This is a genomic window from Hyphococcus sp. D3-15, assembly GCF_055809375.1.
This window is the reverse complement of record NZ_CM147910.1, coordinates 4,022,688-4,037,869: the sequence shown is the minus strand read 5'-3', so window position 1 is coordinate 4,037,869 and position 15,182 is coordinate 4,022,688. Positions and strand designations below refer to the sequence as shown.

Genomic DNA, 15,182 nt, shown 5'->3' with positions numbered 1-15,182 from the left:
TAATGGCGCCAAGTTTGTCCGGTGATGTTCACCAAAGCTGGTCCTCGCGGCTGGTTTTTGTTTTGGCGACGATCGGTTTTTCTGTCGGGCTTGGCAATATATGGCGCTTTCCCTATCTCGCCGGAGAAAACGGCGGCGGCGCGTTCGTGCTCATCTATTTGGTTTGCGTGATTTTAATCGGCGTGCCGATTGTCATGGGGGAGCTCGCCATCGGGCGGCGCGGCGGCAAAACGCCTGCCGCGACGATGAAGGCGGTCGCGCTGAGCCAGAAGGCTTCGCCATTATGGGCGATTGCAGGGGGCGTCGCCATGTTGTGCTCGTTCCTTATTCTTTCTTATTACAGCGTTATCGGCGGCTGGACGATGCATTACATAATGCTTGGGGCAACCGGCGCGTTGAGCAATATAGACGGGAGCGCGTCGAGCGATGCTTTTGCGCGCCTGCTGGATAATCCGCTTCTGTTGATATTCTGGCAGACGATTTTTCTGGGGCTCAATGCGGCGATTGTTTCGCAAGGTCTGAAAAAGGGCATTGAAACGGCGGTGACGATCCTGATGCCGCTCTTGTTCGTTCTTTTATTGCTGCTTGCCGCCTATGGCATCATTGCGGGCGATGCGGCGCGCGGTCTGTCGTTCCTTTTCAAACCGGATTTTTCCAAAGTCACAGCGCTCACCTTTGTGAACGCTATCGGGCAAGCGTTCTTTTCCGTCGGCGTCGGCATGGCGGCGATGATGACCTATGGCGCATATTTGCAAAAGAGCGTCAAAATTCCGTCCACTTCGGTGATTATCGCCTTTGCTGATACGGGCGTTGCATTAATTGCGGGCGTTGCTGTTTTCCCGTTTGTTTTTGCTTACGGTCTTTCTCCGACGGAGGGGCCCGGGCTTGTCTTTGTCACTTTGCCCGCCGCTTTTTCCGGGCTTGGCGTCGGCGGCTTTGCGGCGAGTGCATTTTTCACCCTGCTTGCGGTGGCGGCGTTGACGTCGTCTATCGCGCTGTTTGAAGTATTGGTGTCGTGGGGAGAGGAGCGGGGATGGCCGCGTCCGCGCACCGCATCCATCGCCGCGGGGCTATGCTGGCTTGCGGGGCTGCCCACGGTTTTCTCTTCCAACATTGCAGCGGACTTTCATCCGCTGTCTTTCCTGCCTCATTACCAGGAGGCGACCATGTTTGATCTGGTGGACAGCTTTACGTCCAATGTCGGCCTGCCATTGGGCGGGATGCTCGTCTCGATTTTCGCCGGGCACATCATATCGCGGGACAGCATGGCCGAAGAATTGAGCCTTCGTCCGAACGGGATGGCGTTTAAAGCCTGGCGGCTTATCATTAGATGGTTCGCGCCGGCCATGATCGCGATATTATTATTCATCGGCGTGAAGGGGTAGGGTTACGCCCACTTCTTGCTTTCTTTATCGACGGCTTCGACATAGCGGTTGCCGCACAGGATGCGCATGTAGATCGGCGCCGTGCTGAGGCGTTTGCCGCGCGTTTGCTTGGTGTGATAGCCCATCGTGTAAAAACCGATCTGATGAAAATAATACACGCGGGCGCGGATTGCGGCTTCTTCCTGATCGCAGCCGAGAGTGGAGAATATCTTCACAAGGCTGCGGATGCGGCTTGCATCGACCTTGTTCACCACTTTTTTTATTTTTTCATCGACGCGCGCCCATTCCCGAATGGCGAGATCGAAAGATGGTGAAAAATCCTCTTCGAAAATAACCCGCTCGGTAAGTTCGTTTAATTTTTGTATGGCGTCGCTTGAGCTTTCAAGGCCGCTGACGTCGGGCACCATGTCATTCGTCTCGACCCAGTGTTGAACAAGCCGGTCGATAATGTCCTGTTGGTTTTTAAAATGGTGATAGAAGCCGCCGCGGGTAACGCCCAGCGTTTTGGCCAGGCGGTCGACCTTGACCCCGGCAACGCCGTCATTGATGAGCGCGAGCTTGGCTGTTTCCAGCCATTCTTCCGGAGTTGTCTTGGTGATGTTCGCCATGAGGGCTCCAACATACAGTAATTTCAAGTTTTGCATGTTTTGGCGGGTTTTGTTGAAATTGCAACACTAAATGCCTGTGGCCCCGTTTGTTGCGGCGGCGTTGAGGAAAATGAAAAACGCCTGACGGTTTGTCCGTCAGGCGTCTTTATGCGTCTGCAGATCGCTGTTGCGATTTACGAAAGTCCGCCCGCCTTTCCGGCGCGCCGCGGGTCTGTTCCTGCGCCGAGAAGGCCTGTTGTTTCATCGCGCCATGCTTGTTGATAAGAGCCCATATGGAAGTCATAGGGGGGCAAAGGTTTCAACTTGGAGCCGATTTTTGCGAGGCCCTTCAATGTTGGCGTGGGGATGCGCGATTCGATTTCGATCGTATAATCCTCATGCATGGGAAGCATGCGCGGCAGTATGGCGGCTTCATAAGGCGTGTACTGATAGTCAAGATTGTTGGAGAGCATTTGCGGCACGGTGCAATGCACATTGCCGGGCGAGCCCAGGGACAGGATCGGCCGCCCGTTCTTGAACACGATGGTGTTGCTCATCACAGAACGCATGCGGCTGCCGGGAAGGCCAAGCCATCCGGCGATGGACGCATCCATGCTGAACGCCGCGTGGCTGCCGACCATGGGCACGCCGCCGACGACCATGCCCGGAATGCCGCCGGACTGAAGCGTATTCATCATCTGCACCCAGTTTCCGTCCTTGTCGACGCAAGTGAGTTCGCAACTGCCTGAAGGCTGTTTCAAGGTCTTTTGCGGCCCGCCGACTGCCCAGCCGAAGGCTTCGAGATTGCCTCTGTGCGTCGTGAGCTGCACATGCTTTGTAAGGTCTACGGATTTTTTCGGGAGCGACGCTTTCAAGATCCTGGCGATGCCGGCGAGATAGTCGTCCGACATCCAAACGTCTCGGGCGTCGCCGAAAAATTTCGGATCGTTGAGATGGCCAAGTTCGAAATGCGCGCGCCTTAAGGCTTGCGCCATATAATAGAGGCTTTCCGCTGACTCGGTGTAGTGGCCCAGCTTGGAAATTTCGAGGTGGCGCAATATGCCGAGCACAATGCAGCAATAAAGGCCTTGGCGCTCGGGCGGCGCCGTCTGCACAATGTCGTAGCCATTGTGGCGATAGCTGAGCGGCTCCTCCCAGCGGGGCGGGTTGCTGGTCAGGTCATCTTTGGATATGCGCCAGCCGAGGTCGTTTGCGAGTTTCACGAAATCTTTCGCCCAGCCGCCCTTGGTGAAATGTTCGGGGCCTTCGTCGGCCAGCTTTCTCAAGGTTTTGGCGAGGGCGGGGTTTTTTAGTTTTTCGCCGATGGAAGGGCTAAAGCCGTCCGGTGCGAAAAGCGCGCGCATTTCTGGAAACCAGGTGCTGCCTTCCAGTTCGAATTCAAAAACCGCCCGCTGGAACTCGTCGACGGGAAAGCCATCTTCCGCCCACGGAATGGCCGGCTCCACGAGCGACTTCCAGGTTTTTTTGCCGAAGCGTTCGTGCATCGCGCTGATGCCCGGCATAAAGCCGGGAATGCAGGCCATGGGAGAGCCCACGGCGACGCCGCCAACCCCTTCCGGATACAGGCGGAAGGGCGGAAGGTCTGGGTGAAGCGTTCCCATGCTGTTCAGTTGGTAGGTTTTCTGTTTCTTGGCGTCCCAATACAGCCAGCTCACCGTGCCCGTATGATTGGTCATTTCCGGTTGCACGGTAGCTTGAACGATAGCCCCCGCCACGGCGGCGTCGACGGCGTTGCCGCCGCTCTCCAGCGTGTCCAGCATGACTTGCGTGACAATCGGGCTTTGGCTGCTCGCGACGGCTTTCTTGCCTTCGATAACTTCTTTTGGCCCCTGGCGATTGGCTGGCGGCGTCAACGCGGCGCCGACGGGGGCGCGGCCGACGCCTGGTTCATCGCCGCCGATGCAACGCTTGAAGCTGCAATGCCGATGCCTGCGGTTTTAATGAAATTTCTGCGATCAGTCGTCATAAGCCCGCCCTTTCTTTTTAAGCCGGATGTAAAAAAGACTTCTGCGCCAAGGAGGAAGCGGTCGGCGAAATCGCATGCATGACGCCTCTCAATTAGAAACGGCGCGGGGCGGCCAGAGGCATGGGCGCCGAGAAAGCGCCTTGGCTGCTTAAAAATACAGTAATGAATATAAAAGGCAACAAGCAGGGCGGCGGTGTTTTCGCGTTTAGATGTATTGCTGTGTAACTGGCCTATTTCCAAAGGGTGCGCGCCATAAAGCAGCAGTCCCTTGAGGCGGCTCCTTGTCTAAAAAACATATATGTATAATAATCGGCGGAGAGGGCGTCTCGGGCGCGGGGCGGTTTTTCCGCCGCGCAATGAGCCGGGATGCATTTTTTGAAAGCGCAGGCTCATGCGAAGCTGTGAGCGCGGAAGGCGGACTCTTTGCGCGCTTGCATGGAGCGGAACGGAGAAAGCGACATATCTCTATTATTCTGGCGCGGTCATCCCAAAGGGGTGGCGATCTGTTTTCTGACCGAGCTGTGGGAGCGTTTTTCCTATTACGGCATGCGCGCGCTCCTGATCTATTATCTGACGCAACATCTGCTTTACGCTGATAAACAGGCCTATGTGATTTACGGCGCCTACACTGCGCTGGTTTACATGACGCCGGTGATCGGCGGCGCGCTTGCGGACCGCTATCTCGGAGCGCGCAAGGCGGTGACGCTCGGCGCCGTCTTGCTGGTGCTAGGGCATTTCGGCATGGCCTTCGAAGGCGATGGCGCCGTCGTCGCGCTGACCGCGCAAGGAGAAAGTGTAGAACGCGACCCGGTCTACCAGAACATATTTTTTCTCTCGCTCGCACTCATCGTCGTTGGTGTCGGCTTTTTGAAAACCAATGCCTCGACGATTGTGGGCCGGCTTTATGACAAGGATGATCCGCGGCGCGACGCCGGATTCACCTATTTCTATATGGGCATCAATATCGGCGGCGCGCTGGCGCCGCTGCTGTGCGGGTGGCTGGGCCAGACCTATGGCTGGCGATATGGCTTCGGGCTGGCTGGCGTCGGCATGTTGATCGGGCTGGCGATATTCCTGCATGGGCAAAAATATCTTGAAGGCCGGGCGGAACCCGCCGCGCCGGAGCTGTTGCGCGAGCGGCTGGCGCCGGGCGTGACAAGAGAAACTGCGATTTACATCTTCGCCCTGTTGCTGGTGGCGCTCGCATGGTTCGCGATTGCCCGGCCGGCGCTTGTGGCTGGCGCCCTGTCGGTTTTCGGCGCCGGCACAAGTTTTTTCATTCTTTATTTCGCTTTTCGAAAATGCGACCGGCGGGAGCGGGACAAGCTGCTTGTCTGCGCCGCCTTGCTCGCTTTCACTGTCGGGTTCTGGGCTTTGTACGAACAAATGGGAAGTTCGCTGAACCTGTTTGCCGACCGGATTGTCGACAGAACGGTGCTGGGTCATGAAATTCCCGCTTCCATGTTCCAGGCCTTGCCCGCTGTGTTTGTCATCTTGCTGGCGCCGGTCTTCAGCATGCTGTGGATGTTCCTGGGAAAACGGCAACTGGAGCCGGCGACGCCTGTTAAATTCGCTCTCGGGCTGGCGTCTCTTGCCTGCGCTTTTTTGATGCTGGTTCTCGGCGTGTCTGTAACGGGTGCGGGCGAAAAAGTGGCGCTCGGCTGGTTCGTACTGAACTTTTTCTTTCTCGTAGTGGGGGAGTTGTGCTTGGCCCCGGTGGGGCTCTCCATGGTGACGAAGCTCGCCCCGGCGCGCATCGTCGGCGTGATGATGGGAACTTTCTTTCTCGCTTATTCCGCTTCAAGCTTCATAGCCGGAAAAATCGCCCAACTCACCAGCGCTTCGGCGCCGCTTGCGGGCGGCTCCCTTAATGTGAGCGAGGCAGGCGCCCATTATGTTGCTGTTTATGGCCGGTTGGGCCTGTTCGCCCTTGGATGTGCTGTGTTGCTTTATTTCCTGTCGCCTTTCTTCGCTCGCCGGATGCATGATGCGGGCGGCGGGCGCGTGTTCTTTCCAGGGGTTTCACGAGCCAAAGAACCGGGAGCCCGCTGATGCGGCAGACAGGTCTTACGGTTTTGGCGGCATCTTTGTGTCGAACCACTCGAAATACCGCGCCGTATGATCGATCACGTCCGGAAAATTTCGTATGCCGTGGCCTGCCTTTGGATAAGTGACAAGCGTCGACTCAACGCCCGCCTCGATCAGCGCGTGATGAAACTCAAGCGCTTGCGTCGGCGGCGTGTTCTGGTCGAGCGCCCCGGTGAGTTGCAGAGTCGGGGTTTTCACATTGCGCGCATGCATGAGCGGGCTGCGGGAGAAATGCCGCCCGTTCGGCGACATCGGATCGTCATTCAAAAAATAGGGATCGAAAAACGGGATCTGGCAGGTGTGGTGCTGGCTGTACCAGTTCGTCACCGAAGAGATCGGCATCGCCGCCGCAAAACGGGAATCCTGGGTGATGAGCCAGCAGGACATGAAGCCGCCGTAAGAAATGCCGGTGACGCCAAGCCGTTCCGGATCGGCAATGCCGCGTTCCGCCAGCGCATCGAGACCGGTCAGGAAATCATAGGTGTCGTCGCCGCCCATATCGCCTTTTACCAGCCGGGCGAAATCCTGCCCTCTGCCGCTGGAGCCTCGGGGGTTGGGAAAGAATGTCGCGAAACCGTTCTCGGCGAGAATTGCGGTAGCGCGCAGGCGTCCTTGCCAGCGATTGCGGCAATGCCAGACCGGCCCGCCGTGAATATCCATGATAAGCGGAAAGGGGCCTTCGCCTTTTGGGCGAACAAGCCATCCCTGAATTTCAAGGCCGTCTTTCGCGGTCCAGCGCACCGGCTCGATTTTTGCCGTGGTGAAGTCCGCCGCGCGACTCTTTTCCGTGCCGAGAGAGGCTATGACGTGATGGGCGCCGTCCTTGAACAGGACGACTTCCGGCGGCGTGTCGTAACTCTCGGCGATCCCGGCGACGCCGCCATCAGGCGCGAGGCAGATTGACGGATACCAACCGCCGATAGTGCGCGTTTCGCTCGCCCAGATTTCGCGGACAGCGCCGGTTTTGAGGTCAAGCTCGCCGATGACGGTTTCAAATGATCTGTGTCCGGCGTAAACAAGCGTGTCGTCATCGCGCCAGACATGGTGCGTCACCTCTACGCCGCCCGTGTCGATCTGCTGCGCCTTTTGTGTTTCCGCATTGATGAGGATGAGCGTTCCGCAAAGAATAAGCCGGTCGCTGCAAACCGCTTCGATAAGCGCTACATGCGCGCCTGACGGCGCTGCGGCGGGAACGCCGATCTGGTCTTGCGGCGTATAGAGGTCACGCATATCGCCCGTGGCGATGTCGATGGATACGAGCCTGGAGGCGTACCATGTGCCTTCGGAATGGGAATTTGAAACGACGGCGGCGATGGCGCTGTCGCCGAGCCATGCGGCCTCCCAGATATTGACGCCGGGCGTTTCCAGTTGGCGGCTTGTTTCATTCGCGGCGTTGTAAAGGTAAATACTGCGCCAGAGATTTTCCGCGTCGCCTGTGTCGACTTGCGGAAGCCAATCGGGCAGGTCGTCCGGTTTATGAAGTGTTTTTGCACCGCCCTGACAACCGGCGAGATCGGCGCCGAATCCGGCTACGCCTGCCAGTATTTGCTCGCCGCCGGGCGACCAGTGAAAATATTCCGCCATGCCGTCCGCCGCAGGCAGTGCGCGAACATTGTTCCCGGCGCCGTCGGCAAGAAATAGCTGGAAATTGCCGTCGCCGGCTTTGTCGCCCAGAAACGCCAGTTGGTTTCCCTCCGGCGACCACTTGCCGAGACGCGCATGGGCGAGATCGCTTTCAAGGAATGTCTGCGCGCCTGTGTGCGTGTAGAGAAAGACAAGCTCATTGCGGGGCGCGGAACGCAGATCGTCGAATATGACGCCGGAAAAAATCGCCCTGTCGCCGTCTGGCGAAAGCGCCAGATCGGCCCCGTCCGTAGGAATCTTTTCGCCCGGCCCATGAATGTCGCGAAAATATTTTTCTGCGCGTTTATAGGCGTCTGTGTGTCGAATATCTCGTTCCATTTAGATTTTCCTATTCGGACGGCAAGGGAGTCGGGAAGCTGCTGGACTAAAGATACAATAGTGTATACTATGTGGCGCGCGGCGCCAATCGTCTCATATGTGGCTCGGTAAACGCTGATTTTAAGGATCTTTTCGCCATGCTGAAGATTTTGCTGGCCGGGGCGCCGTCGCCCTCGCGATGATGTCGGGGGGCGTGGACGCCGCCGGGCGAAAAATCAGCAAGGAAACTTACGCGCGCGCCGAGGCGCTGCTCGGGCCTAATCTTGTGGACAAGGTTCGCAATGGATTCGTCCTTCCCCATTGGGTAGGCGGCCGCGACGTCTTCTGGTACAGGCGCGAGCTGAAAAACGGACATGATTTCGTTTTGGTCGATGCGGCGAGCGGCGAGAAACAGCCCGCCTTCGATCATCGCGCTCTTGCCGCGGCGCTGAACGGCGAGGGCGCGGCGGCGTATTCCGCGACCGCCTTGCCGTTCGAGCATTTTTCTTATGCGCCGGATATGTCGGCGATTTCGTTTTATGCGGATGGCAAGACCTATTCATGCACGCTGAAGCCGGTTGTGTGCGAGGCTAGCGCCGTCGAACTGCAAACATCGCTCGCCCTGCACGGTCCCATGTCGTTTCATGAAGCGCCGGAAGCGGGGCCGGAAGGAGTGCTAGTCTCCCCGGACGGAAAGCGGGGCGTTTTCACCCGCGCCAGCAATCTCTGGGTGCTCGATCTTGAGAACGGAAAAGAACATGCGCTGACAGAAAATGGCGAACCGAATTTCGGTTGGGGGCTTTATCCTGATAATCGCGCGGACTTCATTCCGCGAAAGCGTTTAGAACGAAAGAATAAGCCGGTTGACTCCCGCTGGTCGCCGGATAACCGCACTGTGCTCGTCCCGCTTGTGGATCAGCGACATGTGAAGCCCTATCCTTTTGTGAATTCGGTTCCCGATGACGGTTCATTCCGGCCCGATCTTTACAATATCCGCATCGCCCTTGTGGGGGAAAAGCCGGTGACGTTCACCTGGTATCTCGTTGATGTGAAAACGGGCGGGCAGCGGCGCATTGATCTTCCTTATGAAGATCTTCTCTTTGCCAATCAGGACATGACAGCCATACGCGATATAAGCTGGTCTGACAGCGGCGACCGTCTTTTCATGGTCGCCCATGGCGCCAACATGGAAAGCGCCTATCTTTTCGAAGTCGACGCGGCGACAGGCAAGGCGCGCATGGTGATAAAAGAAGCAATGTCCCCGCGCATGGACGTGAATTCTTCTTCATACCAGCCGGCGAATATCAGCGTCATTCGCAATGGAACCGAAGCCCTGTGGTGGTCGCAACGCTCCGGCTGGGGGCATCTCTATCATTATGACGTCGCGACGGGAAAACTCCTGAACGCGGTCACCGCCGGCGATTGGCTGGTGCGCGACATTATCGATGTCGATGAAGAGAAGGGGCTTGTCTATTTCACCGCCAGCGGCGCGCGGCCCGGCAATCCCTATTACCGTTATTTCTACAGCGTTCGGCTGGACGGGTCGGGGTTGAGCTTGTTGACGCCGGAAGAAGCCGACCACCTGCTGTTGCCTAACAAGAAATGGGTGATCTCCGGCGACGGCGCGGCGCCTTACGATCCTGTTTCACCATCCGGGCGTTATGCCGTTTACAATTATTCGCGGGTCGATGCGCCGACGAAATTTGTCATTCGCGATATTGAAAACCAGTCTCTCGTTTCCGTAGTGGAAGAGGCGGATGCGGATGCGCTTTACGCGGCCGGCTGGCGCGCCCCGGAAGAATTTTCCGTGCTCGCGCCGGACGGAAAGACGCGATTGTGGGGCGTTATTTATAAGCCCAGCGATTTCGATCCGAAGAAATCATATCCGGTGATCGACGCGCAATATGCGAGCCCGTTGATCGCCATCACGGCGCGCCATTTTTATCAGGCGTGGCGCGGGCGACAGCCCGTGGCGCCGTCTTCCTATGCTGAGCTTGGTTTCATTGTCGTGTCGCTGGATGCGCGGGGCACGCCGAACCGTTCCAGAGCATTTTCGCAATATGGTTACGGCCGCCTGAATCTGATCGGTCTCGGCGATCACGTGCACGCCTTGAAGACGCTTGCGAAAAAGCGGCGCTATATGGATATGAACCGGGTTGGCATTATCGGGCACTCTTATGGCGGGTTTGCCGCCATTCGCGGGCTTCTTGAGTTTCCGGACTTTTTCAAGGCCGGCATTTCGAGCGCGGGCATGGCTGACTCGCACGCCATGTATAATGATTACCACTGGACGGCCTTTCATGGATTGCCGGTCTATAGCAATGGGGAACATTGGCGAAACGGCCTGACAGAGATCCCGGAAAACTGGCGCAATGTCGCTGCTTCGCTTGAGGCGGAACGCTTGCAGGGAAAGCTGTTGCTACAATTCGGGGAGATTGATGAAAATGTGCCGCCGGGCCAGCTCATGCAGTTCGTGAACGGCCTGATCGCCGCCAACAAGGACTTTGAGATGCTTTACATGCCGGGGCGCGATCACCAGTTTATCGGCGAAGGCTATGTGATGCGCCGCGATTGGGATTTCATGGTGCGCAATCTGGCGGGCGATATTCCGCCGCCGGAATACAAGATCAACCTCAATGGCCGCTGAGGCGCCGTGACGGCAAGGCCTGAAATGGTGAAATGCCGTTGGATGGCGGGGAAGGGGCGGGCGCTCAATCGGCGCCTTGCGAAAAAGACAATAATGTATAATATAAATTCCAACCCGTTTTGCGGGATCAGAATTGGAATTGATATATGGGGAAGCGGGCAATGCTGGTGCAATTTTCAAAGCTTTTAAGCCGTGGCGGCTGCGCCCTTGCGGCCGCGGCGGGCTTTTGCGTCTCAATCTTTTGCATGCAGGCGGCGGCGGAAAGCGCTGCGTCTGAAAGCGGGCAGACGGTCTTGCGCTGCGGGCATGTCATCGACGTAGACAAGCGCCGCATTCTTGCCGGGCAGGACATTGTCGTCACCGGCGGCCGGATCGAAAGCATAGGGCCCGCAGGGAATGCGCCGTCAGGGGCGGCGCTCGTCGATCTCGGTGATCGCTATTGCGCTCCGGGGCTGATTGATTCCCATGTGCATCTCACCATAGACAGCACAAAGTCGCTCATCGATGTCGCCGGAACGATGCAGTCGGAATCCTACAATGCATTGACCGGCCTGAAAAAGGTGCAGACGCTGCTTTCCATCGGCTTTACGACGATCCGCATTCCCGGTGAAGTGGCTTATGAATTTCCCACTATTGAAATCAGGAACGCGATTGAGCGTGGCGACTTTTCGGGCCCGAGAATGCTGGTCGCGCCCCATGCAATTTCTCCCACTGGCGGCCATGCGGATTTCAATCAGTTCGCCCCGGCGCTTCATGTGGAGGCGCCGTTGATCGCCGATGGCGTCGATGAGCTGCGCACAGCCATCCGCAATGAGATCAAATATGGCGCGGACTGGATCAAGGTCATGGCCTCCGGCGGCGTCATGTCCCAACATGACGACCCTGAAGTTGCGGCTTATTCTGATGAAGAGTTTCGCGTCATGGCGGATGAAGCCCATCGGCATAGGGTCAAGATCACGGCCCATGCGCATGGGGATGCGGGCATTCGCGCCGCGGTGGAGGCGGGCTTCGATTCCATTGAACACGGCACAATGATGTCAGAGGAAACGGCGCGGCTGATGGCGAAAAAGGGCGTTTATTACGTGCCGACTCTTTATGTGCTCGATTGGATTTTAGAGCAGGGCGCCAAAGGCGGAATTTCGCAAAATAACTACGAAAAAGCGCTGCTTGTTTCGAGAACGCACAGTGATTCCGTTAAGTTGGCGTATGAGAAAGGGGTCACGCTGATTGTCGGTTCCGACCCGATTTTTCCCATAGAGCAAGCCATTCGTGAATTTTCTGCGCTGTCGAAGCGCGTGCCGGACAATTGGGTTGTGCTGCGCGCAGGGACGATCACTGCGGCTGAAATGCTGGGGCTGAAATCGGAAATCGGTTCTCTGGAAGCGGGCAAGGCCGCAGACATTATCGCCATTGAAGGAAATCCCATTGACGATATTGGGGCGGTTGAAAGCGTTGGTTTCGTGATGAAGGGCGGCGAAGTCGTCCGCAACGATTACGAGTAGACGTAGAACATAACAGCTTCTTGCCTGGCTTCCGGTTTGCAAGAGGCTGCCGCGGCGGCGCGTCTTTGGCGTGCGCATTTGCGCGCTCCTTTTTCTTTCGCCGCGATTAATTAGTATAAAGAATACTATGCGCCTGTGCGCCAGCTTGCGCCCGGACGCATGCCGCTTTTTTCATTTATCCAGTGTTGCCCATCAGATACGCCCCGGCAAGTTTAAGGCGGAAGGGTGCGGTTATGGCCTGTGCGGCTTGCTGCGGCGGTAGACGGGCGGTCATAAAAATGCAATAGTGTATGATATGGGTGCGCCAGAAGAGGCGTGTAAGGCGCGTAAGCGCACAGACGACAGGAATTTTTCGGAGAGTGGCGTTTACCGACTAAGAATTCCTATGGAGAGGGTTGAATTCATGAAGTCGACTATAGCTAAAACGGCTACTTTGCTAACCACCAGCGCGCTTGCTGCCTGTGTGTTCGGTGTTGCGCCTTCCTATGCGCAGCGTGCTGGCGCGTCTTCGCCGGACAATATCGTCGTGACGGCCCGGAAACGGGAAGAGGGTATTCAGGAAGTGCCGCTTTCGATCACGGCGCTTGATGCGGAAAATCTCGCGCTTGGCGGTATTGACGATATCAGCGATCTTTATGGCCGCGTGCCGGGCATGTTCTTTACCTTTGGCGGCGGCGCTGCGCCCACGCAGGACTTTGCTTATATTTCTATTCGCGGCGTCGGCTTTAACGGCGGTCTTGAGCCGGCGACGGGCGTTTTCGTCGACGGCATGTACACGCCGCAGATTGATTTCGATGCTGCGTTTCTCGATGTCGAACGCGTGGAGATCCTGCGCGGACCGCAAGGCACGCTCTTTGGCCGGAATACGCAGGCGGGCGCCATCAATATCGTCACGAACAAGCCGGATGAAGAATTCAGCGGCAGCGTTCAGGTGGGGTATGGCGAGTTCGACTCCAAGGAAGTCATGCTCAATATGAGCGGACCGATTGGCGGGAATTTCTATGCGGGCGTTTCGGCCTCTTATGTGGAAACGGATGGCTGGATTGAAAACGCCAATACGGGCGAACCTCACGCTCCATCGGAGAAAGTGGCGGCGCGCGGCGTATTGCGCTGGCAGCCGACAGATGATTTCGAGGCGACGCTGGTGGGCGACGTGTCGTTCAAGGATTACAATGAATTTGGCATAGGCGTGCCCCTGGCGGAGCGGGGCTACACCAGCTACGCCGACCCTCTTGCCGACGATATGAAAAATTCGAGCGGTGTTCAGCTTAATCTGAGTTATGATTTGAACGAGAATGTGACGCTGACCTCCATCACGGGTGCGCGCAATTCGAATTCCGATGTGACATTTGACCAGGATGGCCAGGTCACGCCGACGGACAACACTTCCATTTTCCCGATCCCGGCCGGCACACCGCGCGTGTTGACGGACTTCATTCCGGTTTCCGGCCTGCGTCATGAGGTTTGGCTGGAGCAGCGCTTTTTCAGTCAGGAATTGCGCCTTGAAGGCAGTCACGATGTAGGCGCCATGGCCTTTGACTGGCTGGTCGGCGGGTATTATTTCGATCAACAGCAAGATCAGAACCGCGATTTCGATATCGGGCCTGACGTTCCGTTTCTTCCGCTCCTCATTCGCGAAGATTTTCGCGATGGCCGCGACGGATACGCTATGTTCGGTCAGGCGAGCATCAGGCCGTGGTCGCCATTCGAGCTGACTTTCGGCGTGCGGTATTCCGATGAGTCCGTCGATTCTTACCGCGACCGGCTGCTCACCATCGATTTGGGGGGCGGCTCTTTCTCGCCGTCGGAAGTCAACGAGGAAACGAATTCCGCAAGCTTTGACAATGTTTCTTTCATGGGCTCCGCCTCCTACCAGTTGACGGACAGCGCCAATGTCTATTTCACCTTTTCGCAAGGCTGGAAAGCCGGCGGCATCAACCGCTTTCCCTCCCGCCCGGGCTTCGATTTGCAATTCGAGGAGGAAACCTCGAACAATTACGAAGTCGGCCTGAAATCGGTGATCGGCGGCGTGTTGACGGCGAACCTCACCGGCTTCTGGGTCACCATCGCCGACCAGCAATTATTGACGGTTATTCCCGATCCTGACGGCGGCACGAATATTACGGCGATCGCCAATGTCGGCTCCAGCCGCGTGCGCGGCGTCGAGGCTGAATTCTTCGCTTCTCTCTCCGAGCGGCTCGACATCTCCGCGAATGTGGCCTGGTCCGATACGGAGTTTCTTGACGCCGAGCGTTTCGGATTCGTGCTTGACGGTCTTGATTTTGAAAACGTGCCGGAAGTGACGTCGCAGCAGATCGTGACCTATCGTCATCCCGTCAACCAGAACTGGACGGCGATGCTGAGAGGTTCTGGCCTTTATGTGGGCGGTTACATGGTCCAGGACGGCGCCTTGAACGCAAGTACAGGCTCCCAGCTTGAGGTTGAGAGCTATTATCGCGTCGATCTCAGCGCCTCGCTTGAAAGCGATGACGGGTGGCGGTTCACCGTTTACGTGAACAATGTCGCAGATTCATATGACTACAGCTATATTAGCCGCGACGCGTTCGCAGCGACGCCGTTTACGGGTGATTCAGTTTATGTTCATCCGATGTCGCCGCGGCAGTTCGGCGCCCGCATCCGGAAGAGCTTCTGACGAAATCAAGGGCGGCGAGAGCCGCCCTTTTTTGTAAGGGTGGTTTGAATGGCATGCTCGCCTTTCGCTTTCGCCTTTTGAATGTGGCTAAAGGGGCTCTGACTATCTTTCACTCCGGCTATCTGTCAGCGCGAGTGAAGCCCCGGCCATTTTCATTTTCGCGGCATGGGGCCCGCGCTTTTTCCTGAACGCTTGATGGGCGGCGTATGAGCGCAAATGCGCAAGATGCGGGCGGCTTGAACCTGCTGGCCGGAGTGAATCTCAAAAGTACATTCAGCAATGTATTATTGAAGACACACTTGAACAAAGATAATAAATACCGGCCCTTTTCAATAATACAATATTGTATAATATGATTGCGGCAAGTAAGCTGTGCGATGCGTCTGAGCATC

9 protein-coding genes are annotated in these 15,182 nt (G+C 57.0%); 5 read left to right on the top strand and 4 right to left on the bottom strand.

Annotated elements, in window-relative coordinates:
• Positions 1-2 precede the first annotated feature (2 nt).
• Positions 3-1,385, top strand: a complete 1,383-nt coding sequence (locus tag AC0L8G_RS19400) for a sodium-dependent transporter (protein WP_473385824.1) — start codon at positions 3-5, stop codon at positions 1,383-1,385.
• Positions 1,386-1,387: 2 nt separating this feature from the next.
• On the opposite strand, the gene AC0L8G_RS19395 is transcribed toward AC0L8G_RS19400, so the two are convergent.
• The 3 genes from AC0L8G_RS19395 to AC0L8G_RS19385 all read right to left on the bottom strand — a co-directional run bounded on the left by AC0L8G_RS19395 (position 1,388) and on the right by AC0L8G_RS19385 (position 4,199).
• Positions 1,388-1,993, bottom strand: coding sequence for a TetR/AcrR family transcriptional regulator (locus tag AC0L8G_RS19395; RefSeq protein ID WP_473385823.1), 606 nt, complete (start codon positions 1,991-1,993; stop codon positions 1,388-1,390).
• A 173-nt stretch (positions 1,994-2,166) separates the two neighbouring features.
• Positions 2,167-3,846, bottom strand: a complete 1,680-nt coding sequence (locus tag AC0L8G_RS19390) for a gamma-glutamyltransferase family protein (RefSeq protein WP_473385822.1) — start codon at positions 3,844-3,846, stop codon at positions 2,167-2,169.
• Positions 3,843-4,199: a twin-arginine translocation signal domain-containing protein gene (locus AC0L8G_RS19385; RefSeq protein WP_473385821.1), complete on the bottom strand. Its 357-nt coding sequence runs from the start codon at positions 4,197-4,199 to the stop codon at positions 3,843-3,845. Before AC0L8G_RS19385 ends, AC0L8G_RS19390 begins: the two co-directional genes overlap by 4 nt.
• Before the next feature lie 195 nt (positions 4,200-4,394).
• Here AC0L8G_RS19385 and AC0L8G_RS19380 point away from each other — a divergent pair, with 195 nt between their 5' ends.
• Positions 4,395-6,011, top strand: coding sequence for a peptide MFS transporter (locus AC0L8G_RS19380; protein WP_473385820.1), 1,617 nt, complete (start codon positions 4,395-4,397; stop codon positions 6,009-6,011).
• Between the two features lie 15 nt (positions 6,012-6,026).
• Here the strand turns inward: AC0L8G_RS19380 and AC0L8G_RS19375 are convergent, their stop codons facing one another.
• A complete protein-coding gene (locus AC0L8G_RS19375) occupies positions 6,027-8,009 on the bottom strand; it encodes a S9 family peptidase (protein WP_473385819.1) in 1,983 nt (660 codons plus the stop codon).
• A 178-nt stretch (positions 8,010-8,187) separates the two neighbouring features.
• Here AC0L8G_RS19375 and AC0L8G_RS19370 point away from each other — a divergent pair, with 178 nt between their 5' ends.
• The 3 genes from AC0L8G_RS19370 (at position 8,188) to AC0L8G_RS19360 (ending at position 14,790) form a co-directional block, all read left to right on the top strand.
• Complete coding sequence (locus AC0L8G_RS19370; RefSeq protein ID WP_473385818.1) at positions 8,188-10,635, top strand: S9 family peptidase; 2,448 nt, start codon at positions 8,188-8,190, stop codon at positions 10,633-10,635.
• A gap of 146 nt (positions 10,636-10,781) precedes the next feature.
• Entirely contained in the window at positions 10,782-12,137 is a 1,356-nt protein-coding gene (locus AC0L8G_RS19365; protein ID WP_473385817.1) for a metal-dependent hydrolase family protein, read from the top strand.
• A 403-nt stretch (positions 12,138-12,540) separates the two neighbouring features.
• Positions 12,541-14,790 (top strand): TonB-dependent receptor, encoded by a 2,250-nt coding sequence (locus tag AC0L8G_RS19360; protein ID WP_473385816.1) that lies wholly within the window; start codon positions 12,541-12,543, stop codon positions 14,788-14,790.
• Positions 14,791-15,182: the final 392 nt, after the last annotated feature.

Coding starts and splice junctions, on each gene's coding strand:
- AC0L8G_RS19400 (WP_473385824.1), top strand. CDS start 3: ATGGCGCCAAGTTTGTCCGGTGATGTTCACCAAAGCTGGTCCTCGCGG.
- AC0L8G_RS19395 (WP_473385823.1), bottom strand. CDS start 1,993: ATGGCGAACATCACCAAGACAACTCCGGAAGAATGGCTGGAAACAGCC.
- AC0L8G_RS19380 (WP_473385820.1), top strand. CDS start 4,395: ATGGAGCGGAACGGAGAAAGCGACATATCTCTATTATTCTGGCGCGGT.
- AC0L8G_RS19375 (WP_473385819.1), bottom strand. CDS start 8,009: ATGGAACGAGATATTCGACACACAGACGCCTATAAACGCGCAGAAAAA.
- AC0L8G_RS19370 (WP_473385818.1), top strand. CDS start 8,188: ATGATGTCGGGGGGCGTGGACGCCGCCGGGCGAAAAATCAGCAAGGAA.
- AC0L8G_RS19365 (WP_473385817.1), top strand. CDS start 10,782: ATGGGGAAGCGGGCAATGCTGGTGCAATTTTCAAAGCTTTTAAGCCGT.
- AC0L8G_RS19360 (WP_473385816.1), top strand. CDS start 12,541: ATGAAGTCGACTATAGCTAAAACGGCTACTTTGCTAACCACCAGCGCG.